General features: G+C 53.6%; 19 protein-coding genes, 1 pseudogene and 1 riboswitch. Of the genes and pseudogenes, 12 read left to right on the plus strand and 8 right to left on the minus strand.

Going from position 1 to position 23,156, the window contains the following annotated elements:
- Position 1 precedes the first annotated feature (1 nt).
- Positions 2-778: a substrate-binding periplasmic protein gene (locus tag DPRO_RS07850; protein WP_157917398.1), complete on the minus strand. Its 777-nt coding sequence runs from the start codon at positions 776-778 to the stop codon at positions 2-4.
- A 121-nt stretch (positions 779-899) separates the two neighbouring features.
- On the opposite strand from DPRO_RS07850, the gene DPRO_RS07855 reads away from it, so the two are divergent.
- From DPRO_RS07855 to DPRO_RS07865, 3 genes are all read left to right on the plus strand, one after another.
- Complete coding sequence (locus DPRO_RS07855) at positions 900-1,550, plus strand: Crp/Fnr family transcriptional regulator (RefSeq protein WP_097011548.1); 651 nt, start codon at positions 900-902, stop codon at positions 1,548-1,550.
- A gap of 312 nt (positions 1,551-1,862) precedes the next feature.
- On the plus strand, positions 1,863-3,740 hold the full coding sequence (cooS, locus tag DPRO_RS07860) for an anaerobic carbon-monoxide dehydrogenase catalytic subunit (RefSeq protein ID WP_097011549.1): 1,878 nt from the start codon (positions 1,863-1,865) through the stop codon (positions 3,738-3,740).
- A gap of 158 nt (positions 3,741-3,898) precedes the next feature.
- Positions 3,899-4,681 carry an ATP-binding protein gene (locus DPRO_RS07865; RefSeq protein ID WP_097011550.1) on the plus strand — a complete coding sequence of 261 codons (783 nt, stop codon included), beginning with the start codon at positions 3,899-3,901 and terminating at the stop codon, positions 4,679-4,681.
- Positions 4,682-4,800: 119 nt separating this feature from the next.
- Here the strand turns inward: DPRO_RS07865 and DPRO_RS07870 are convergent, their stop codons facing one another.
- The 4 genes from DPRO_RS07870 to DPRO_RS07885 all read right to left on the minus strand — a co-directional run bounded on the left by DPRO_RS07870 (position 4,801) and on the right by DPRO_RS07885 (position 10,747).
- Complete coding sequence (locus tag DPRO_RS07870) at positions 4,801-7,317, minus strand: diguanylate cyclase (protein WP_097011551.1); 2,517 nt, start codon at positions 7,315-7,317, stop codon at positions 4,801-4,803.
- 314 nt (positions 7,318-7,631) lie between these two features.
- Positions 7,632-8,180 (minus strand): hypothetical protein, encoded by a 549-nt coding sequence (locus DPRO_RS07875; RefSeq protein WP_097011552.1) that lies wholly within the window; start codon positions 8,178-8,180, stop codon positions 7,632-7,634.
- Between the two features lie 103 nt (positions 8,181-8,283).
- Entirely contained in the window at positions 8,284-10,290 is a 2,007-nt protein-coding gene (locus tag DPRO_RS07880; RefSeq protein ID WP_162291159.1) for a PAS domain-containing sensor histidine kinase, read from the minus strand.
- Between the two features lie 79 nt (positions 10,291-10,369).
- Positions 10,370-10,747: a winged helix-turn-helix transcriptional regulator gene (locus DPRO_RS07885; protein WP_097011554.1), complete on the minus strand. Its 378-nt coding sequence runs from the start codon at positions 10,745-10,747 to the stop codon at positions 10,370-10,372.
- A 180-nt stretch (positions 10,748-10,927) separates the two neighbouring features.
- Between DPRO_RS07885 and DPRO_RS07890 the strand changes: the two genes are divergently transcribed.
- A complete protein-coding gene (locus tag DPRO_RS07890) occupies positions 10,928-11,437 on the plus strand; it encodes a nitroreductase family protein (RefSeq protein WP_097011555.1) in 510 nt (169 codons plus the stop codon).
- A 9-nt stretch (positions 11,438-11,446) separates the two neighbouring features.
- Complete coding sequence (locus DPRO_RS07895) at positions 11,447-12,022, plus strand: flavodoxin family protein (protein WP_097011556.1); 576 nt, start codon at positions 11,447-11,449, stop codon at positions 12,020-12,022.
- A 152-nt stretch (positions 12,023-12,174) separates the two neighbouring features.
- Here the strand turns inward: DPRO_RS07895 and DPRO_RS07900 are convergent, their stop codons facing one another.
- Complete coding sequence (locus tag DPRO_RS07900) at positions 12,175-12,930, minus strand: SDR family oxidoreductase (protein ID WP_097011557.1); 756 nt, start codon at positions 12,928-12,930, stop codon at positions 12,175-12,177.
- 426 nt (positions 12,931-13,356) lie between these two features.
- On the opposite strand from DPRO_RS07900, the gene DPRO_RS07905 reads away from it, so the two are divergent.
- From DPRO_RS07905 to DPRO_RS07930, 6 genes and pseudogenes are all read left to right on the plus strand, one after another.
- On the plus strand, positions 13,357-14,112 hold the full coding sequence (locus DPRO_RS07905; RefSeq protein ID WP_097011558.1) for an ABC transporter ATP-binding protein: 756 nt from the start codon (positions 13,357-13,359) through the stop codon (positions 14,110-14,112).
- A gap of 39 nt (positions 14,113-14,151) precedes the next feature.
- Positions 14,152-15,003, plus strand: a pseudogene (locus DPRO_RS07910) (branched-chain amino acid ABC transporter substrate-binding protein); the annotation flags it as partial.
- A 54-nt stretch (positions 15,004-15,057) separates the two neighbouring features.
- Positions 15,058-16,125: an IS5 family transposase gene (locus tag DPRO_RS07915; protein WP_097010253.1), complete on the plus strand. Its 1,068-nt coding sequence runs from the start codon at positions 15,058-15,060 to the stop codon at positions 16,123-16,125.
- A gap of 405 nt (positions 16,126-16,530) precedes the next feature.
- Positions 16,531-17,109, plus strand: coding sequence for a hypothetical protein (locus DPRO_RS20305; protein WP_173806715.1), 579 nt, complete (start codon positions 16,531-16,533; stop codon positions 17,107-17,109).
- Between the two features lie 24 nt (positions 17,110-17,133).
- Positions 17,134-17,706 carry an RNA polymerase sigma factor gene (locus DPRO_RS07925; RefSeq protein ID WP_197706503.1) on the plus strand — a complete coding sequence of 191 codons (573 nt, stop codon included), beginning with the start codon at positions 17,134-17,136 and terminating at the stop codon, positions 17,704-17,706.
- A 2-nt stretch (positions 17,707-17,708) separates the two neighbouring features.
- Positions 17,709-18,341 (plus strand): hypothetical protein, encoded by a 633-nt coding sequence (locus DPRO_RS07930; RefSeq protein WP_097011560.1) that lies wholly within the window; start codon positions 17,709-17,711, stop codon positions 18,339-18,341.
- Between the two features lie 213 nt (positions 18,342-18,554).
- Here DPRO_RS07930 and DPRO_RS07935 read toward each other — a convergent pair whose 3' ends face one another.
- Positions 18,555-19,877: an IS1380 family transposase gene (locus DPRO_RS07935; protein WP_097011561.1), complete on the minus strand. Its 1,323-nt coding sequence runs from the start codon at positions 19,875-19,877 to the stop codon at positions 18,555-18,557.
- Positions 19,878-20,051: 174 nt separating this feature from the next.
- A complete protein-coding gene (locus tag DPRO_RS07940) occupies positions 20,052-22,016 on the minus strand; it encodes a TonB-dependent receptor plug domain-containing protein (RefSeq protein WP_097011562.1) in 1,965 nt (654 codons plus the stop codon).
- Positions 22,017-22,132: 116 nt separating this feature from the next.
- Positions 22,133-22,317: riboswitch (cobalamin riboswitch) on the minus strand.
- A gap of 94 nt (positions 22,318-22,411) precedes the next feature.
- On the opposite strand from DPRO_RS07940, the gene DPRO_RS07945 reads away from it, so the two are divergent.
- Entirely contained in the window at positions 22,412-23,146 is a 735-nt protein-coding gene (locus DPRO_RS07945; RefSeq protein ID WP_097011563.1) for an energy transducer TonB, read from the plus strand.
- Positions 23,147-23,156: the final 10 nt, after the last annotated feature.

Consider the following 23,156-nt stretch of genomic DNA (forward strand, 5'->3'; position numbering starts at 1 on the left):
ATCAATCTAGTGTGACTGAGGCGCCATGGAGGGCTCGAATATTGACGCCATGCCTCTGATAAATGTGATCCAGAGCACCAGAATCCACCAACTCCTGCATGCGACGGTCATAGACTTCCTTGAGTCGTCGACCACTCTCCGAAGGGCTGAATATGGGGCAGACCTCAAGTGTGGTGATGGGGGAAATGCGTAGGTCACTGAGCTGGATACCGGACCGGGGCAACGCTTCCAGCAGTTGGTCCTTGTCACCTATGATGTATTCCACATGCCCCCTGTCCAACATCTGGAAGGCAAAACCGAGATCGTACACTTCCTGTGGGGACATCTTCACCGTGATGTATTCCTGCCAGTCAAACCCGTTGAGATAGGCCACGCGTTTGTCGCGAAGAGAATCAACCCCGGTAAAATCCGTGGAACGAAAATGGACTGCTACCAAATCGTACAGCGCCAGGGACACAGCCCCTTGAACAACGTCATTGAATTGATCCCTGACGCTCAGAGTGCATTGAATCCTGGAGTCAGTCACAGATTGCAGCGCACGCGGATACGGCAGGGATTTGTGTTTGAAACCAATCCCCTCATCCTCGTACACACTCTGCAGAATCTCCGTATACAGTCCGGCCTGTCCCGGCTGCACGGCCCGGCCGACATAGGGCATGCCGAACACACACACCTCTCGCGGAACCCAGGGGTCATCTTCCTGCGCAAACGCGGTGACGGCCATCAACAGGGTAAAAATTATGATCAAATATTGCTTCACCGTTGCAATATCGTGCAAGTGTACACAAAAAGCAAGCATTGGTGTCTGAATCTTGAAAATTGCATTTGTTGGACGAACTCCCCACCCCGTGATAGGCAGCAATATAAACGGGTGTCTGCGGACACCGGGGGAGAACATAATGAAATTTTCCGGCATCAACCTGTTGGATGAACTGGCAAAAGAGGAACTGGCGGACCTCCGTGCCGTATTCCATGAAAAGACCTATCCCAAGGGTACGATCATCTATGCCCCTGATGAGCAGGAGAACCTTGTTTTCGTGATCGGCAGCGGACGGGTGCGTATTTATCTCGGCTATGAAGACAAGGAATTTTCTCTGGCCATCCTCAACCCCGGCGACCTCTACGCCACCCATGCGGATTGTTTCATCGAAGCCTTTGACGACTGCACCCTGCTGGTCGCGGACGTCCATTCGGTCAAAACCGTCATGGATCGTGTCCCCATGTTCACACGGACCATGGTTCGCGTTCTGGGCAACATCCTCCACAACTCCTTTTCCATCATCGGCGGCCTTGCCTTCAAGGATATCCATGAACGACTGATCGACTATATCCTCAGCGAAGCCCGTTCTGCTCCGCCGTCAGAGAATGGCGGTGTCCACATCTCTCTGGGACTGACCATGGAACAACTCGCCCAGCTCATGGGCGCCAGTCGCCAGACCATCTCCACGCTGCTCAATGAAATAGTCCGGCAGGGTCTCATGGAAAAAGAGGGACGTGGCAGGTATTACATTCCGGATTTATCAGCACTGGAAGCCGCAGCCGGACAATAAACGCGGCAGGTTTCAAGCCACCCACAGCACCCTCCATCGCCCAAGCCTGCATCGGCAGCTTACCATCGTCATTCGCACACGCTCGACGCAAGGTGCAATACGTGCCATAACGTACGCACTATTGCGTATGCGTAATACCCCAGCTTGGCGGTCTGGTTATTATCATGATCTTTTTCTTTCCATTTGTCGGCTATCCGACAGATAAGGTAAGAGACTCCGTGTATGGTCCGTCAGAAACTGGAGTCAAGACGCTGATCGTTTCGGATCGTTGCGGTAAGAAGATCCTGTTAAACCAGGCATTTGGAGGTACGTATGGCCAAGGAACCAAAACCCATTGATGATCTGACCATCTGGGATGACGCAAAAGCGATGATAAAGAAGGCACGGGAAGAAGGTATCGAAACCGTGCACGAACGTCTGCAGATGCAGACTCCCCACTGTAAATTCTGTGAACTCGGCACCACCTGTCGCAACTGTACCATGGGCCCGTGCCGCATCTCCAAGAAGATGCCGCGTGGCGTTTGCGGTGCGGATGCCGATGTGGTGGTTGCACGCAATTTCGGGCGTTTCATCGCCGGTGGTGCAGCCGGACACTCGGACCATGGCCGCGACCTGATCGAAGTGCTCGAAGCCATCGTCGAAGGCGAGGCCAAGGACTACAAGATCACCGATGAAGCCAAGCTGATACGCATTGCCGCTGAAGTCGGCATTGAAACCGAAGGACGCGACATCATGGCCGTGGCCGAAGACGCCATGGAATGTTTCTTCGGCGATTTCGGTTCCCGCAAATCCGAAGTCGCCTTCCTGTCCCGCGCACCCAAGGTTCGCCGCGACAAATGGGACAGCCTGAACATGACCCCCCGTGGCATTGACCGTGAAATCGCGGAGATGATGCACCGCACCCATATGGGCTGTGACAACGACGCTCCCAACACGATGATCCACGCGGCCCGTACCGCACTGGCCGACGGTTGGGGCGGCTCCATGATCGGCACCGAACTGTCGGATGTCATCTTCGGGACACCCACGCCGAAAATGTCGACAGCCAACCTCGGTATCATCAAGGAAGACCAGGTCAACCTGCTCGTCCACGGCCACAATCCGGTCGTTTCCGAAATGATCCTGGCCGCAGCCCGCGATCCCGAGCTGGTGGCCCGGGCCAAGGAACTGGGCGCTGAAGGCATCAATGTCGGTGGTCTGTGCTGCACCGGAAACGAGTTGCTCATGCGCCAGGGAATCCCCATGGCCGGTAACCACCTGATGACCGAACTGGCGATCCTCACCGGTGCCGTCGAAGCCATCGTGGTCGATTACCAGTGCATCATGCCCAGCCTGGTGACAATAGCCGGCTGTTACCACACCAAATTCATCGACACAGCCAACAAGGCACGCTTCACCGGCGGCATCCACATCGACTTCCAGCCCAAGACAGCAATGGAACAGGCCAAGGAAATCGTTTCCATGGCAGTGGAAGGCTTTGCCGAACGTGATGCCGGGCGCGTGGACATTCCGTGCGAGCCCGTTTCCATCATGACCGGCTTCTCCAACGAAGCAGTCATCGAAGCCCTTGGCGGCTCACTTGACCCGCTGGTTCAGGCCATCGCCAATGGCGACATCCGCGGTGCCGTGGGCATTGTCGGCTGCAACAACCCGAAGTTCAAACAGGACTCCATGAACGTCGGGCTGGCCAAAGAGCTGATCAAACGCGACATCCTTGTCCTGGCAACCGGCTGTGTCACCACGGCAGCAGGCAAGGCCGGACTGCTCGTTCCCGAGGCCATCGAGATGGCCGGTCCCGGGCTCAAGAAGGTCTGCGGTTCCCTCGGTATTCCACCGGTCCTGCATTACGGGTCCTGTGTTGACAACTCACGTATTCTCCAACTGTGCGGCGCTCTGGCCGACACGCTCGGAGTGGATATCTCGGACCTTCCGGTGGGCGCATCCTCCCCGGAATGGTATTCCGAAAAGGCCGCAGCCATCGGTTTGTACGCCGTGGCTTCCGGCATCTACACGCATCTCGGGCATCCGCCGAACATACTCGGTTCGGAAACCGTCACCAACCTCGCAGTCGAAGGGCTTGAAGACCTCGTCGGCGCCACCTTCTTCATCGAACCCGATCCGGTGAAAACCGCGGAAATGTTCGATGAACGCATCAAAGCCAAACGCAAAGGGTTGGGATTGAGTGAATAGGTAGCGATGCCCGGATTCGCTCCGTTTCGGTGCCACCTCCCCGAAACGGCGGCTGGGGGGACCTCCTGCGGGAGGTCCCCTACCAGTTGGCGGTATCCACAATCACCAGAGAACAAAACTCACGGACAATCACTGCATACTGTGCTGGAGAAATGACCATGAAAATAGCTTTTGCAGGCAAAGGCGGGGTCGGCAAGACGTCCCTGGCCGCATGGACTGCTGATTATCTCGCCCGACAGGGTAAAAATGTGTGGCTCATCGATGCTGACACCGCACTTTCTCTGGGGCAGGCTTCAGGTGTTGCGCCTGAGACCCTGCCGGAACCGCTCATATGCAGGGAAGACCTTGTCCGTGATCGCATCCACGCCGGTGGATTTCTGAACCTCAATCCCGATGTGGACGACCTGCCCGACACTCTTGCCATGGATATCCCCCTCAGTGGAGAACCCGCAGACGGGGTACAACCCGGGCGAAAGCGGTTGATTGTCATGGGTGCCGTGACCAATGCGGGAGGCGGCTGTGCATGCGACGCCAATGCATTGCTCAAGGCCATGCTGGCGCATATCGTGATGGACCGGGACGAATGGGTGCTGGTTGATCTGGAAGCCGGGGTTGAACACTTGGGACGCGGCACAGTCTCCCATGTGGACGGACTCGTCGTGGTCAGCGAACCGTCCATGCGCAGCCTGCACACAGGGGCTGAGGTGGGGCGCATGGCCTCGGACCTCGGCCTGACCAATCAGGCACTGGTCATCAACCGCTACAACGGCGGAACCCCACCCGAGCTGGACGGACTGCCGGAGTGGTCACTGACCATACCGCCCATCGAGGGATTGCTGTCCCGGCAGATGACCGACTCCTCCGTGCTGAATCTGCCCGAACAGAACGAGCTGGACGCCACCATCGAGCGCCTTCTGACTCGATTGTCTGGCAGGCAATAGTGCCAAACGCCATAAAGGGCGCCGCAAAAATCATTCAATGTTGTGAAGGGATGGGTGGTGGAAGCTGACGCGACTGGGGTCGAGGCCCGTTCATCATCGAGTCAAGTACTGCTCGTGGTTCAGCTCTTATCCGGCTCGTACATCTCTACCCTGTTCCGGCCGTTTTCCTTTGCCTGATACAGAGCGATATCTGCATGCTTCATCAGCATGTTGACCTCACTGCATGAAGCATCAAGAGTGGCAACGCCAAGGCTTATGGTGAATGAGATCACCGTACCGTCGCCAAGAACGACTTCCTTGTTCTCCATGGCAACCCGCAGCTTTTCCGCCAGGAGTTCCGCTCCGCTCATGTCTGTCTCAGGAAGCCCCACAGCGAACTCTTCGCCTCCGATCCGACCAAGGATATCAACATCACGCACCATGGTCCTGGCTGTTGAGGCTATGCTTTTGAGCACCATATCGCCTACATCGTGGCCGTATGTGTCATTGATGTTTTTGAATTTATCCACATCAAACATGATGAAGGAAAACGGATTGCCATACCGACTGCTGCGCTGAAATTCCCGTTCGACCATTTCCATGAATCGGCGGCGGTTCAGGAGCTTGGTCATGTCGTCGGTGGTAGCCAGCAATCGGAGCTGTTCCTCCTGTTTGCGGGCCATGGTCACACCCCAATTGACACCAATCAGGTATTCCGGGCGATTATTGCTATCGGCCTGCACCAGCGCTGCCGCCTTAATGTGTCGGACTTCCTTGTTGGGCCAGACTACACGGAACTCCCAATCCCAGAGAGCCTGCGTCAGTATCGCATGCTGCAACGACCCCTCGGCCTGCTCCAGGTCTTCGGAATGCACCCGACTGCGCCATGCCTCGTACAACCCGCTGAATTCTCCGGGCTGCACTCCGTACAGGCGAAACATCTGCGAATCCCAATGGAGTGCATTGGTCTGTACATTCAACTCCCAGACTCCAATGCCACCTGCTTTTGAAGCCAGCGTCAGGCGATCCGCGTACTTCTTCAGCTCCGACTCTATCTTTTTCCGATCGGAAATATCGCGCAGGCTGCCCACTGCCATGTACGAATTACCAAGCTTGAAAGCACTGACAGAGCGTTCAACCGGAAATTCTTCACCATTTCTACGAACAGCGGTCATCTCCTGCACCGTCCCGATAATGGGCCCTGTGCCATCTCCCCCGAATCGCTCAAGCCCCTCAAAAGCCTGTTTCTGGTACCGCTTCGGACTGATCAGCTTGTGCATCTTCTGACCAATGGCTTCGTCCCTGCTCCAGCCGAACATCTGCTCGGCCGCGGGGCTCCAAAAACTGATAACATCACTTGAGTCGACCACGATAAGGGCATCGTAAGACGCTTCGGCCATGGCTCGCATTCGCTCTTCACTTGCCTGCAGCGCTTCCTCGGCCCGCTTCCGCTCCGTGATATCCTGAACCGTTCCCATGGAGATATGCGGAAGAGATCCGCCAGGTTTGCAGGTTGTTTCGCCCCTGTCCTGAATATGCCGTATCTCGCCATCCGGCCGCATGATCCTATGATCCATTGAATAGCCGCAGCAGCCCTCCACAGATGGTTGAAAGGCCTCAAGAAACTTCGCCCTGTCTTCGGGAAGAACCATACTCAGAAAGCCTTCAAAAGAGGGAGTGAAGGTCTCCTTGGAAACACCGAAAATCCGATACGTTTCTTCCGACCACCAGACGGCTCCTGTGGTGTGATCAAAACGCCAACTACCGAGGTGTGCGATGGCCTGAGCCTGATTAAGGCTGTCTTGTGTTTGACGGATAATCGCGTTGTGCCTGCTGTTACGGTATGCCCCCAAAGACATGCCGAGGGCCAGTATCACTATGGCAGCATGCACGTACAACGAATATTCCGAGGAGGATGACCATCCCCCTTTAGGGGTAGCTACTATGATCCATGACCCGGCAGGGATATTAACGATCATCCGCACAGAGGTATCGCCGTCAAACAATACCGGGTCACCGTAAAAGATATCTCCTTCCCATCCTTTACCGTCCTTGCCCCGAATCCCGATATTCAAATCTGTGGAATCAAGCCCGACAGCCTGAAGGAGTTTATCCATATCGATAACGGATGAAACTATACCCCAGAAATCCTTTTCGCCATTACGATCCACAAACACCGGCGCCCGTCCAATGAGCCCCAGCCCTCCCTGGACCAGATTGACTGGACCGGCAACAACCATTTCGCCAGACTCCTTGGCTGCAAACGCCTGTTCCCACTGGCCTTTCAGTTTGCGATAATTCAATCCCAATATCTGCCTGTTGCCTTCCAGAGGATATACGAATTTCATGACGAAATCCGGAGCAGCGGTCATGTTCCTCAGGATGGAGCTTTCACTCAGCGCCTCTTTCGAGTACCGACTGAAAAGCTCCTGCCCAATATCGGGAACCATGCTGACGAAATTCGCCGTTCCTTCAATGATCAGCAGGTTGGATGTAACTTCCTTTTCTATCTTCGCCCGAAGGGTCGACAGCTCCTGGGTTACATCAACTATCTGTGTTTTTTTATGATTTTGAACAAGCTGATACTGTATCACACTGTCCAGCAGCGTAAATGAGATGATGATGAATAGTATCTTGAGTAGAATTTGTTTGTTCATAATTACAAAGCAATGTTGATTTCTTTATTTCAACACCTTGTCAAACCACCGACCTTACGAGCTATACTGCACCAGATTATCAAAATTTATCTATTAGAAATGTGACAAACAGGGTTCATGACACCATTGCATCTGCATCTAAAAAGGGAAAATTGTCTTCATTGAAGAAGCGAATCTGGACCGTATGGCCAGCTTGAGCCGCATCGTGCCGTTTACTGAAAGGATGGGTTTCCATTACGGCAGGTAGAGAGGCAGGGCAGAGCCAATTGCCAAAGAACAGCCATCCACAGCCAACCCTGCGAGCCCTGGCGATATTAGCGGGTCTCTGCCAGATACCCGAGTTCCCGGGACAAATCGTTGGTATCAACTGACTGATCATGCAACAGGTGGCCGAGTCGCATCATCTGCCCGACCGGGAATTCCTTGGCCCAACGATCATAGTAGCCGGAAAACCCATACATCCAGAGCATCTCGGATGCCTGCGTGAATAATTGGCGCGACAGGTCTTCCCAGGCCACCACAGACTGGATTTTCCAAACAGGGTGCTCGACCCCGCCGACTTCTCGTTTACCCTTGAATTCAACGGCTATATCCAGCATCCCGTCAGGCTTTGGGGTCACGGTCCAGTAGTAGAGCCACCCCTCGCCACCCCACTCAAACTCGATATGCCGGTAGTCCTCCTGCATGTCCGTGGGTGCGTCCAGAGTGTGCACATCGCACAGGCACAGGAATAAATCCTTAAGCGGTTCGGAAAAGGTGCTGTTCACGCTGAGATCGTAATGAGAGCCATTGTGGACAATGCGGCATTCCAACCATCCCGCCTTGACCTCGGTCAGAAAGATATCGAATTGATCTACGGACATAGGTACCCCTTTTTTACCGTTGACGGAGTGTACACGAAGACGCCAACGGAAGCAAAAGAAGTTAGCATTATCAATACGGGTTTGCGCAATACCCGACAGAGGATCAGCAGGGGGGTAACGAGGCCTTCACTTCGATCTTGAACTGGGACCCTTTGCCGAGCCGTGATTCAACGGTCAGACTGCCGCCCATGGCCCGGACAAATTCCGATACTATGGCCAATCCGATCCCTGTCCCACCATGACGTCTGTTACGTGAGCCATCGCCCTGACGGAAGGGCTCGAAGATATGTTCCATCTGCTCCTGACTCATGCCGATGCCCGTATCGCTCACAGTGATATGGATACTGCCCTGGCTGTCGCCTTCCTGTTCCCACACCGCCTCGACCAATACTCGGCCCTCGTCTGTGAACTTAACGCCGTTACTGATGACATGGAAAAGAATCTGACGAAGCCGCCGGACGTCGGCGCACAGAAGAGGGGGAACGTCTTCGGCAATGGCATACTGCAGGTCCACTCCCTTTGCCGCACCTTCCAGCGCATACGGCGTGATCAACAGCTTGATCACTTCCCGCAGATTGAACTCCTGCACATCCAGGGCAATGGCCCGCGCCTCGACCACGGTAAAATCGAGGATATCATTGAGCAGGGCCAGAAGTGAATTGGCTGCTCCGGTGGCGTGTTCCACCATCTCCACCAGTTCATCACTCAGGTCCTCTTCGCTGAAAAGCTGCAGCATGCCAAGCAGGACATTGAGCGGAGTGCGAATCTCATGGCTTATGTTGGCGATAAAATCGGATTTGGCCCGGCTGGCGTCCTCTGCGGCTTCTTTGGCCTCTATCAGGACGGTAACATCCATGATTGCCTGCACCTCGAAGCGCCCACCGGGATGGTGTGTCGTTCTGATGACCTGACGCACTCCGGACTTGGTCTGCACTTCGCACCGCTCACCATGATTCTTTTCCGGCAGTTCGCCCTCATCCACAATCACCTTCAGGTACTTTTCGATAGGGCTGTTCAATGCCTGTCGCCCAAACATCGCAGCAGCCACAGGATTGAGCGATCGGATAATGCCACCGTTTTCCGTTGGCTCCACCTTGAGTAGCGGGATGGGTGAATTGTCGATCAGCATCTTGAGTTCAAGCTCGGTTCGCTTGCGCCGTGTGACGTCCTCAAGGATCAGGATGCCGCCGGAAAATGTGCCTTCCTTTACCAGAGGAGACAAACGGACATTATACCAGCCGCCCTTTTTATCGCCGTAAGCAGGAACATGCACATCCTCCATATGGACCGGCTTGCCGTCCATGACCGTGCGCAGCTTTTTTGAAGTGCCGGAATAAATGACAGGAGGCAGGTCGAAAACCTTCTTGCCAAGGAAATATTCATGGGTGGTCCCGCGATCCACCATCCGCATATGCCAGTCGTTGACAAAAGTAATGGTACCTTCGTGATCAAAGGTGAGGATGGAAACAGGGGCGGCCAGAGCCAGGGCCATATACCGCTCGTTGGATTCCCGTATCAACTTCTGGGTCATTTCGTGACGGGAGTTATCCATCACGATGATAAGTGAATTGACATGGTTCCCCCCCGAATCATGCAACGGATAGCATGAATGCATGGCCGGGAATTCTTCCCCGCTTTTTCGGATCATACGCGTACGGATACTGGAATGATCTTCCAGGGCGCACACATTGGCAACCTCTACCGGGTACAGACGGTCTATGGAATGGCCCAGTATCTCGGAACGCTCGTACCCGAAGATTTCTTCGGCTCCACGGCTGAATTCGAGGATGGGATTGCCTTCCTCATTGCCCACGATAACCAGAGCCAGCCCCTTTGCCGCGTGCAGGATGGCATCAAGCCGGTTGCCGGTTTCGTTCAGTGTCCGGCTGGTTTGGGACATGTCTTCCAGAAGGTTGGCAAGGGTGGATTGCAGGCTCCGCTCCCGCTTTTCCAATTGATCATGATACTGAACAAGATCATTCATAACAGCCGAAACAGCAGCATGCTCATCGCCAAAAATGGCGGCAAGGGAATCCAGACGCTTGCGGAGATCAACCCGGAGCGCATGCAGAGATCGAGTCTCACTGTCAGCCGAAACTTGTTCACTCATAGCAACCTCGTTTTCCATAGGATATTGAAACTAGCCCAAGTGCATAGAGTAAACCAAGTATTTTTCGAAATAGTAATGGCTATACTGCTTCTGCCGATGTCTGCTGCTCGGTATGCCACTTCTCAAACTGCTTACCCCATTCACAGAGTGAGCCCATGATCGGCATGACGCTCTTGCCCAAATCAGTCAATGAATACTCGACCTTGGGAGGAACCTGGGGGTATACTTCCCGATGTACCAGCCCGTCGGTTTCCAGCTCTCGCAGCTGCTGTGTCAGCATTTTTTGCGTAATGTTCGGGATGGCCCGTTTGATCTCGCTGAACCGCAGCACCCCTTCCTGGCCCAGCTTGTACAAAATGATCGGCTTCCACTTGCCGCCGATGACCTGCAACGTCAGCTCCATGCTGCAATAATATTTCTTGTCGCCACAAATTTTCAACTGACACTCATTGCCCATTCTCCACCTCTTTATGGTATGCTGGCACAACCTGAATCCATGTTATGGTGCCGGACAGGCTGCCTATGGTTTCTTTTTGGTAACTATAGCACTTTAACGTGCGTACTTGACCTTTTGTTACTGTTAGCAGAAAACATTCTCACGGTAAACAACTGCAAACCGACACCAAGGAGGCTGAAATTGGAACTAATGCAAGCCATACATACTCGACGGAGCATTCGGAAATATACGGATGAACCGGTTCCAGACGAGATGATAAAAGAGATTCTCGATGCGGCAATGATGGCGCCCAGCGCCGGAAACGCGCAGCCCTGGCAGTTTGTGGTCGTGACCGAACGGGAACGGCTGGATGCCATGGCTGACCTTCATCCGTATCTCAAGATGGTCACGAAGGCACAGGTCGGCATCATTGTTTGCGGCGACCTGAGCAAAGAAAAATTTGCGGGCTACTGGGTGCAGGACTGCTCTGCCGCCATGCAGAACCTGCTGCTCGCAGCCCACGGCAAGGGACTTGGAGCCGTCTGGACCGGGATTACACCCATGGAAGATCGCATGAGCGCGTTCAAAACCATGTTCAACATGCCGGAACACATCATCCCGCTGGGATTTGTGCCCATGGGGTGGCCCGCGCAGGAAGTCAAATCCACAAGCCGCTTTGATGAAAGCAGAATCCACTACAACACCTTTTAGGGGGACAACATGAAAGTACTGGCAATCAATGGTTCCGCTCGCAAAGGCGGAAATACCGCCGACATGGTCAATCGTGTTTTCACTGAACTCAAGGCCGAAGGCATTGAAACGGAAATGCTCGAACTGGCCGGGAAAACCATGCGTGGCTGCATCGCCTGCTACAAGTGTTTCGACAATAAGAACCGCAAATGCGCCGTGGCCAATGACTACATGAACGACTGTATCGAGGCCATGGATGAAGCGGACGGAATCATCCTCGCTTCACCTACCTATTTCGCCAACGTCACCCCGGAGATGAAAGCGCTCATCGACAGGGCCGGTATGGTCGGTCGCGCCAACGATGACATGTTCGCCCGCAAGGTCGGCGCTGCTGTCGTGGCAAATCGTCGTGGCGGCGCCATGCAGGTCTTCAATGCGCTGAACACCTTCTTCTTCATCGAGCAGATGATCGTTCCCGGCTCACGCTACTGGAACACCGGACGCGGACTGGACAAGGGCGATGTGCTCAACGATGTCGAAGGCATGGAGACCATGGAATATCTGGGCAAGAACATGGCCTGGCTGATGAAGAAACTGGCAGACTAAAGATTTGTTGCCACAACCAACCCAATAGAATGGATTGGTCGGGAAAGAGGCTCTCCTCCGGGGGAGTCTCTTTTATTTTGACGTCGCGGGGAGGATTCGTCTCAATATATAAATGAATAGGCCGCCCCGTTTGGAGCGGCCTTTGTTGTGTACTACTTGGCGCGATTGATGGCGAATGGCGAGAACGCCTGATCAACCGGCATCACTTCAAGTGAGTTGATATTGACGTGCGGCGGCAGCGACGTCACCCAATAGATGATCTCGGCGATATCTTCAGGACGGATGGGTTCGGTCCCGGCATACACATCGTCCGCCTTGGATTTGTCACCCCGGAAACGAACGACCGAGAACTCACTCTCACACAGACCCGGCTCGATGTTGGTCACGCGGAGCTTGGTGCCGAGGAGATCGGCCAGCAGGTTGAGGGAGAACTGCTTCACAAAGGCCTTGGTCGCGCCATAGGTGTTGCCGCCGGGATACGGATAGGTCCCGGCAACGGACCCCAGATTGACCACATGCCCCCTGTCACGCTCGACCATACCGGCAAGAACCGCCTTGGTCATGTAGAGCAGTCCCTTGATGTTGGTGTCGATCATGCACTCCCACTCATCAAGGTCGCACTTGTAGGCAGGCTCAACACCCAGCGCCAGACCGGCGTTGTTCACCAGCACGTCGATCTCGCGAAACTCTTCGGGCAGCGAATCAATGGCATTGTCCACGGCCTGCTTGTCGCGAACATCGAAGCAGATGGTGTGCACGGATGCCGGAGCAAGGGTGGTCTTCAGCTCATCAAGACGCTCCTGCCGCCGACCGGTGACGATTATTTTCCATCCTTCGGCAGCATACCGCTCGGCCATGGCTTTACCAAAACCGGCAGTCGCTCCGGTGATGAGTACGGTTTTCGACATAATATTCTCCTACGTTTACTAGATTGGAGGTAGATTAACATAATTAGCAAACACGCTCTGTGACAATCGACAAAACAGGCAGCCCGACCAATCCGGTCAGGAAAAACCGCCATTATGAGGATTTCGACGAAGAAAATACCGTGTTTACATATCCTACACCCATGTGAATACGGTTTGACGCCGATTGTTGCAAGCTATCGATGGATATGAATTGTGATAAAAAAATTTTGTTCGGCCAAATCAGTTTTTTTGACAATTATCGTCAGCAGATCAACATTCTTTGTGCAAAATAGACATTAATTTGTAAATGATGTAATAAATAGCGTCCTTCTCTAAAAAACTCCCACATTTCAACCTGTTGAGATTGAGTTATTGTGTTTTACGGGAGAGAAGGCTCACAACGAAATATAATAATATAGAGCAGTTATGGCTAACCTTGTACTAGAAGACATTTGTGTCCGCTTCGGCGGACTGCAGGCGTTAACCGATGTATCGTTCTCCCTGTCCGAGGGGGAGGTTGTCGGTCTGATCGGCCCCAACGGAGCAGGCAAAACTACAATTTTCAACGTTATCACCGGTGTCTATACCGCATCGTCCGGCACTGCCACCTATGACGGAAAACGCATAACCGGCCTGCGCCCTTATCAAGTACTGTCCATGGGTATCGCCCGGACATTCCAGAACATTCGCCTGTTCCAGAACATGACCGCGCTGGAGAACTGCATGGTGGCCCAGCACAGCCGATCCAAGACAGGCGTTATTGGCGCCATCCTTCGCAGCCCGTCCCAAAAACGTGAAGAGGAACGTATCCGCGAGAAATCACGAAACGCCCTCGAATTCATGGGCCTTGGCGACTATCGCAATGAAGTGGCGGCCAATCTGCCCTACGGCCATCAGCGCCGACTGGAAATCGCCCGCGCACTTGCCAGCGAGCCCAAGACCATCCTTCTCGACGAACCGGCCGCGGGGCTGAACCCCTCCGAATCCATGCAGCTCATGGAATCCATCGGCCATATCACCGACCTGGGAATCAATGTTCTCATGGTCGAACACGACATGAAAGTCGTCATGGGTATCTGCAACCGCATCGTCGTTCTTGACCACGGTGTAATGATCGCCAAGGGATTGCCTGAAGAAATTCAGAACAACCCCGACGTGATTGAGGCATATTTGGGCCAGTAGAAGAGAGAACTGGCTGAACCGAAACGAAAGGGAGAGAGTATGAAACGCATTCTTTTCATGGCCTGCATCATGGTGCTGGCCGCAACAACCGCATTTGCCGGTACCCTGAAACTGGGTTCCATGGGTCCCCTGACCGGTCCGTACGCTGCTGACGGCAACGACATTGCCAACGGCGTCCGTGTTGCCATCGAGGTCATGAAAGCCGAAGGCGGCGTTCCGGGCTTTGACGACATCACTCTGACTCCCGGCGACACCGTTTGTGACCCGCGTCAGGCTGTTGCATCCGCCAACAAGCTGATCAACGAAGAGGTTCTGGCCGTTATCGGTGCCTACTGCTCCTCCTCCACCATCCCTTCCTCGGAAACGCTGGCGGAAGAAGATATTTTCATGCTGACCCCGGCATCCACCCACCCGGATGTCACCAGCCGAGGCCTGAAAAACATGTTCCGCACTTGCGGACGTGACGACCATCAGGCTCCGGCCGCTGTCCGCTTCATGACCGAAGTCCAGGGCTACAAGTCCATCTACATCGTTGATGACAAGACCACCTACTCCCAGGGCATCGCTGACGGCGTGGCCGCTGCTGCCAAGGAAGCAGGCATGAATGTTCTCGGTCACGACCACATCAACCAGGGCGACAAGGACTTCTCCGCCATCCTGACCAAGGTCAAGACCGCCAACCCCGACATCTTCTACATCTCCCTGCAGAACTCCTCCACCGGCGCTCTGATGGTCATTCAGGCCAAGCGCCTCGGCATCGATGCAGCCCTCATGGGACAGGACGCCGTTTACCATCCGCAGATCATCGACATCGCCAAGGGTGCTGTTGAAGGCATGTTCTGCACCTTTGGTGACATCGACAAGTCTGCCCCTGCCTTCATCTCCTTCATGGAGACCTCTGCACGGCAAATCCCACACTTTTACTCTTTAACTATTTGATTTATTATGCTATTATTTCTCCATCCAAAGGAGGAAGGCATGGCTATTCGGCAGAAAGGACCTCGGTTGGGTGATTACTTCCTGGGGCACCGCAGAACCAAGACCACATTTCTGGATGAGATCAACGAACTCATCGACTGGCAGCCCATCAACGCCTTTCTGTGCAAGAAGATCAGGCGCAAGGCCAACGCCGTGGGCAATCCCGCCTATCCGCCTCTGGCGATGTTCAAGATTCTGCTCTTGCAGCGTTGGTACAACCTGAGTGATCCGGGCGTGGAGCAGGCGCTGCTCGACCGGCTCTCCTTTGTCAGATTTACCGGTTTTTCCATCGAGGACGACGTGCCGGACGAGACCACCATATGCCGTTTCCGTAACGGTTTGATCCGCCTGAAGGTGCTGGACTCCTTGCTCGACATGCTTAACCGCCAGCTTGAAGGACAAGGGCTTCTTGTCCGTGAGGGAGCCGTGGTGGACGCCTCGGTAGTCGAGTCGCAGCGGCGGCCGCGCAAGGTTATCGACGTGATGCCTGAGGACCGTTCCGAGGACGCCGAAGAACAGGATGGGCCGGTGGACTGCCGGGTCAGCTATTCGGATGACGAGGAGGCGGCCTGGCTCCGCAAGAGAAATCGGGCCTATTACGGCTACAAGCTCCATGCCGCGACGGACAGTCGAGACGGGTTTCTGCTCTGTGGTCACATCACTCCCGCGAACCATTCGGACACGGGCGAATTCGAGCGGCTCGTGAATGGCGTCGGCCTTGATCCCGGCGCACGGGTTTATGCGGACAAGGGCTATTGCAGCGGGAAGAACCGGGACATTCTGTTTGATCGCGATTTGGAGGACGGAACCATGGACAAGACGCCTCGTGGCGGCAGGCTGACAGACTTCGAAAAGACCCGCAACCGTGACATCAGCAGCATTCGGCAAATAGTCGAGCGGGCCTTCGGCACACTCAAACGTGGCTACGCATTCTTTCGGTCCCGATACGTGGGTCGTGAGAAGGTGGAGGGAGAGTTCCACATCCTCGCCATGGCGTTCAATTTGAAAAAAGCTGTTCGACTGGCGCGAGCCTGAAGGGAGAGGTGCGTCCAAAATCCGGCATTTCGGCCAGAAATGGCAGGAAAAGGCCGGGAATGAGCCCAAGCTGGGGTGCGGTCAGAACATCAAATTGGGTGCGGAGCGCAAGGCACGGACGCGAAAAGGGGATGCGCAGAGGTCTCAAATCGTAAGGAAGCGTGGACATCACATTACCTCTATACAAAAGGTGTTGCCGAGCCTACCCGTTGGTCGAACTCATTTATTGCTCACCATAAATATCATAAAGAGTAAGATCTTTTGGAAAAATGAGACGCGCCAAGCAAATTTGACTACAGCCAAATCTGCTTTTCTGTGAAAAAACAATCCTGGCCGGATAAAAACGACCTCCTCAAACGTTGTCAGAGTGAAGACACACCAATACACCGACCAAAGGAGATTGACATGTTGCAGATCACACAAATCACAGAAACTAGTTCCAACGGAATGCTCCAACGCGCTTTGGCAATATTGTTGTCGGGCATAATGATGCTTGCAATGGTATCCATGCCATACGGATTTAGCCCTGATACCCAAACGTTCTCCGCATCCGTAGCCTTTGCTGGCAATGGCGGTGGCGGTGGCGGCGGCGGAGGCGGTGGCGGCGGCAATGGCGGTGGCGGTGGCGGCGGCAATGGAGGCGGTGGCGGCGGCAATGGCGGCGGCGGAGGCGGTGGCGGCGGCAATGGCGGCGGCGGTGGCAATGGTGGCGGTCCTGACGGCAGTAATGGCCCCGACGCAAGCCACGGTGGTGGAGGATCTCAGAATGGAGGTTCCACAAAGGCAAGTCAGGGTGGAAGCACTACTGGCGGTGTCAAGGCGGGCAGCGTCCAAGATCTGACCTCTATCGATCCTGAAGAAGAAGCTAGTTTGGTTGGTCACTGGGGCGACACTGTGCAGACACGGGACCAACAGCAGGCCAGAACCCAGAGCCAGGAAATGGAGCAGCAGGGTGACATCGAGAATCAGGAAGAGACACAATAGCTAAAAGACAAATAGCAGTGCACTATGAAGATACTGAGCTTCAAACGACTTAACTTGGATAAAATGGAGAAGGAGGTGCTACGGCAAGAGCTGGTAGCCCTCCTTCCCCGACTTCGTCGTTTTGCTAGGGGGCTGACTAAAGATCCAGTCATTGCGGACGACCTGGTTCAAGATGCGTGTGAGCGCGCCCTTGAACGGCTGGACCAGGTCCGCAAAGGCACGCGCTTTGACAGTTGGATGTTCCGGATCATTCAAACCCGATGGATTGACTGTCTGCGCAAGAAAAAAGTCCGCTTCGAACACCTCTCCTTGGTCGGAGACAAAGACAGTTCGGATTCCATCGTAGACGGAAGTACAGGCAGTCCAGATGAAAATATAGACATCAAACGAGCATTAAAAACGTTGCCTGATGACCAAATCTCAGCTGTCATGCTGGTATGCATAGAGGGATACTCCTATTCCGAGGCGGCCAAAATTTTGGAAGTTCCATCTGGGACAGTGGCCAGCCGGGTTGGACGGGGAAGGATACAACTTGGAAAGGTACTCTTTTCAAGGGCCGAGGGAGAACGTAACGAACAAGAAGTTCGAGAGGAGTAACAATGACTCACGAATACAATAGAATGGAATTACAGGCATATCTGGACGGTGAACTCGATAGTGTCGGGATGGCTGAAATAGACTCGCTGATTGAGCGGAGTATAGATGCGCAAGCCTATGTGCTTGAAGCCTCTCGAAGCACCGCCTGGCTCAAAGCCGAAATGAATGCCGTGCTGGCAGAAGATATCCCTGAGCGGCTGTTGGAAACAATCAATGCTCCGACCCGCTATCAACAAAAGGTAGGATTTCCCAGAATGCTACAGGTGGCTGCTGCCATCGTGTTACTTTTTGTAGGCTTAGGAAGCGGTATGCTGCTGGATCGCGGTGAACAGGCCATACCATATGGCATGGTTGGCTACATCCCGGCCAGCTTCACCCCTGTAATTGAAGATGCCTTGGAGAATTCCCTGCGCAGAACATCCAAGGAATGGCAGGCCGATACGGGCGACCTTGCTGTCACCGTGACCCCAACTATGACATACAAAGATAATAGTGGAACATACTACCGCGAGTACCACTTGGACTTACGCATCGGCGAGGAGCGTCGTCAGATAAATGGATTGGCGTACCGGACCTCAGAGGGGCAATGGAAGACAAGCGCATTGTACTTCAACGAAAACAACAACTTAATATAATACCCTGAATCCGTGAAGATGGACAAGAACAGTGCTCCGACCTCATCCTGAGAGACAGTTTTGAGACCCGTAATGCCGAAAGTAGGACTTAGATCATCCCACCCCTCGTGCTCTCTTCTCTCAGGAGAAGTTTTCGAGCCCATGGACCCGGATTTTGAGCGTTATTGGGCGCACTTCTCCTGTCCTTATCTGGTTGTCTCGAATCCTTTCGTCTCAAACCGAGCAGAGGCGCGCGTGCATGGCCATCAGCGCTTCGCCCCAGCCTCTGCCGCCAACGACGTTCAGCCATTGTCGCCGTGCGTGCTTCACCATTCGCCCGCACATGTGCATGACTCCGCGCATTACCGTGCGAAGCCGTCTGCGGTTCGCCTTTTTCAGTCCCAGACCATCGGCGCGGAGAAGCCAATCTCCCATCATTCGCAGCATGTTATAGGCCAACATGCCGACCTGATAGAACAATTCGTTCGCAGTGAACTTGCCGGACGGCGGGCGCTCCAGATCAAGCTCGCTCTTGAGTTCAGCAAAATACTGCTCGCAGGTCCCACGGTCGCGGTAGAGTCTCAAGACGTCTTTTTCCGGGAGGTCGAGGTTTGTCCATACGGAAAAGACTGTGATTTCAGGCGACAACAAAAGCTGCCCATGCTTTTCGGTTCGCTCGGTCACTTCGAAGACCAATCGCACCGGCCCCACATCTTTGACCTCGCGCGTGATGCTGCCGCGCCAGACGGTCTTGCCTGGGCGCGGAGAATGGACGACGCCATGGGCCTTGGCCGTCTCAAGCCAGCCGGTGACGCTTTCCCTGCGCAGGTTGTGCTTGATGATGAAGTCGGCTTCCGGGTCGCGCCGGTACAGACCGATGGCCTCGGCGCTATCAAAGGCGCAGTCGAGGACGTTGAGGAGTCTGGTTTCGGTGAGCTTTTTCGCCCGCTTCTGGACTTCCTTGAGAAAGTCGACGCCGCCTTCGCAAAGGGCGTGTGCGCTTCCGGTGCGCAGCTGCGAGGCGAGCATGAAGCCGCCCTCGAGGAATCCGCACACAAGCTGATACCCCAGGACGTTGTTGTGCGCGAAAGCGACGCCTTCGCGCTTGGGGGCGTCCGAGCAGTCCAGGATGGTGGGGTCCACGTCGACCCGAACCCATTTGCGATTGTCGCGTTCGATGATGCGGGGTTTGAAGTCGAGTTTCTTCCACAGCCGCAGGGAGCAGCCCGGCAGGGCGTCGAGCAAACGCCGGTCCTCGCTCATTTGCTGAAAACGCTGCCTGAGCGAGGCCTCGGAGGGGACTTGCCGCAACCCCAGGGACCGGGCGAAAAACTCATCTTTGCGAAAGGGCCGGATATGGTCGAAGTCGGTCCTGCCGAGCGTGAGCAGCCCGCACATGGTGCGCAAGATGTCGCGTTCCTTGATGGGCTTGGCCATGGATTCTCTGTGCAGGCATGTTTCATCGATCGCCGCGATCCTGAGCATCTCGCCGATGGAAATAAGGCCGGCGTGCCCCACCAACGGTTCATCGGTAAGTTTCAAGGACATTTTGGCCATGCTGCGCACCTCTCGGGTGAAATATTCTCAGCCGATGTTGTCTTTCGCAACATACCAGAAATCCAGGGGAAAGAAAAGTTGTCAATGCTATGCTAATGTTGTAAACATTGATGCTGTTCACGGATTAAGGTTCATAATAATAAAAACCGCGCCCGGTAAACGGGCGCGGAATAGTTAGAAGTCGTAATTAACACCCAGCTTCATACTTCTGCCGGGCATGGTATAATCATCTACGCAATCGTATTTCTTATTCAACAAATTTTGCACATCAATATATGTGCTGATGTTGGCTCCTGGTTTAAATGTCAGACGAGTACCAAACACCGTATACCCGGACATCGTTTTGTAAGTTGACGGTGTCGTTTTAAAACTCTGAATTTTCTGATCACCAACATAAACCATATTCAGGTCATGGGTTAATTGTTTACCAATGTGGGTTGTTAGTCCAGCTGTGAGACTCATCTCAGATATGTACAGCGGAGTGTTGGTTCCTCTGGCATTGGTCAGTGCATCATCCATGTTCTTACGATCAAGATAATAGATTCCATTCAGGTATGGCTGAAAAACTATCTTGGTCTTATTGTATGTCACATCATGCGACGAACGAAGATACCCCTCAAACGCCGTCAGGTTGATGCCCTTGATATTTTCATAGGTATAATTGGGAAAGCTACCTGTGGTAACAATAGAGTTCTTGCTCTGTGTATGAAACAGCGTTGCTCCTGCTGTCATATCCCCCAAATAGAAATCGGTCCCTATTTCTGCAGTGGTGGCAGTTTCTGCCTTAAGGTTTGGATTACCTGAATAGGTAGCACCCCAACTCGTGGTATACGATCCTGCCAACTCTTCAGCAGACGGAGCACGAAATCCGGTACCCACTGCAGTGCGAAAGCTCAACCACTCTGCGGCATCATAGACCGCACCACCTCGCCAACTCAGATTGGTGAACTTACGGCTACCTTCTGCAACCGTAATGGAGGGGGTTTCTTTCATTTTCATGTTGTAGTCGTCAAAACGACCGCCAAGATAAAAGAGAAAATCACCAGCAGTGATGCGTTGCTCAGCCAATAGAGCATAATTATTATACTCAGTATTAGGTCCCCAAACGCTCTTACGCTGTTCCTCCTTGATCCTGTCGTACTCTACACCCAACAACAGGTTGCCAAAGCTACCCGTCTCTAAGTCCGCCCCGGTTCGAAGCCCACCGGTAGTAGTATCGATCTCCGTTGCATGATCATTCCAGACATACGCATGTTTGACGGCATACCCTTTAGCATACCAACCTAGAGGGGCATCTCCTCGATCAGTGGTCCAGTCAAAGGCCATACGCTTGTATGTGCTTTTGCTATTGTCGGTTGCACTAGGATACCGACCGGAGCCAGGCGAACCTTTGTCACTATGATTATAAATACCAGCCATATGAAGGTCATTCGCTGCATCTTTCCTATACGTTAGGCTGGCGGAAAGCCCTCTGTCGGTCATTTGGGAGTTTTCAATCTCTTCTCCACCTCCCGTAACATAGCTCCCTTGTCGTTCTCCATGTCCGGCAACAGAGTAGCCGGTGTCATTCTCTGTTGCACCGGAGGCGTTCGCCTTCACCCTATATTGACCGAAGGAGCCAGCCTCGGCACCGATGTTACCGGACACATCTCCTTTGCCTCTACGTGTGATGATGTTGATAACACCACCCATGGCAGAGCCACCATAGATTACAGACCCCGGTCCACGAACGATTTCGATACGATCCACATTATCCACCGGAAGCACGCTGACACGCCCAGTTCCAGCTCGCATGCCGTCTATAAGGATCAATGTTTTACTCTTTAGATCCGTACCGGCCATACTGTTACTTCTAAATCCACGAAGCCCCACAGAAGAGTAATCTGCCCCATACTTGTGAAAGTGTCCGGGAACAAACTTTGCCAGAACGTCTGAAACATCCTTGGCGTCAGTGTTTTTGATTTCTTCCGATGTGACAATCTGGACATGAACCGGAACCTCTTTGCTCGGGGTAGGAACAGAGGTTGCAGTGACCACCACTTCGGGAAGAACTCCCGAAGATGGATCAACTCTGGACTCGGCGGCCCAGGCAGTTGGGATGAATAAACAAAATGCCAGCAGCAGAGCTACGACACTCATAATAAAACCTCCTGTTGTAGCGTTACAGGAGGCTTCGAGGGGGGAAATAGGGAATAGAGCACCAGCCAGCACAGCGTGCACGGCGGATCGTGATCCCAGGCTTTGCCTCGAAGCCTACAAAATCCACCTTAAGGGCTGGTCTCCCGGCTCGAGGATCGACCTACTCACCGCGCCTTCCCAGGATATCCCCAGTGGCATTATGCGGTTTTCGTCCCCTCTCACGGTTGCGGGCCAGCGTCGGTTTCTCACCGAACTTCCCAATTATCCCTGCTGAGCAGGGACCCGAAAGGTAACTATAGTTAACCATGGACTCGAACATATGAATGTATTAGAGCCCAACAAAGCAGAACACTTATTCAATAATTCAACTGACTGTCAAGCCATTTGACTCTACTATGCTGAAGTACTTCTTGTTTTCGTCGATCATACTCCACCTGTCACTTGGTGCCTTTATCGGTTTTTCATCCACAAAAGCCGAAGTTCGCTCAACGACATGGAGTACCTATGAGGTAACGCTTCTAGGCACTTCCGGAATGGGAGGGACAGGGATTGCCAATGCCGAAAAGACAAGCAAAGGGCTCATAACTTCTCCAAAACCGCGCAACAAACATAGTGCACTCAAAGAAAAAGCCTCAAAACAAAACACTGGAGAATCCAATCAATCCAAAAGAAAGTCTCCGGACAATATTTCTTTGCATGCAGGATCAACAATCAGCCAAACCGATGCCCTTCAAAAATGGACAGATAATGGAAACAGCATGACCGCAGAAAGAGGCCTCACTGAGAGTGATCCCAATGGGATACCTCACGGACAAGGAGGATTTGGTCATGGACATAAAAGAGACGGGATAGGTAAAACGAATACAATTCCCGTGGCGATCCATCAAGTACGCCCAGAGTATCCACGTCGCGCCCGACAGCGCAGTATTACCGGTAAAGTCGTTATTTCTTGCATCGTCAACATCGACGGATCTGTAGCGGACCCAATTATTATTAAATCGTCGCCCGAAGGTATTTTCGACAAGTGCGCATGTACCGCCTTGAAGCATTGGAAATTTCGCCCAGCCCTCCACCAAGGCCGTCCGATATCGAGCCGGATAACCATCCCCTTTCGGTTTGAACTCAATTAGCATTCCCCCT

Source organism: Pseudodesulfovibrio profundus, assembly GCF_900217235.1.
GTDB classification, from domain to species: Bacteria; Desulfobacterota; Desulfovibrionia; order Desulfovibrionales; family Desulfovibrionaceae; genus Pseudodesulfovibrio; species Pseudodesulfovibrio profundus.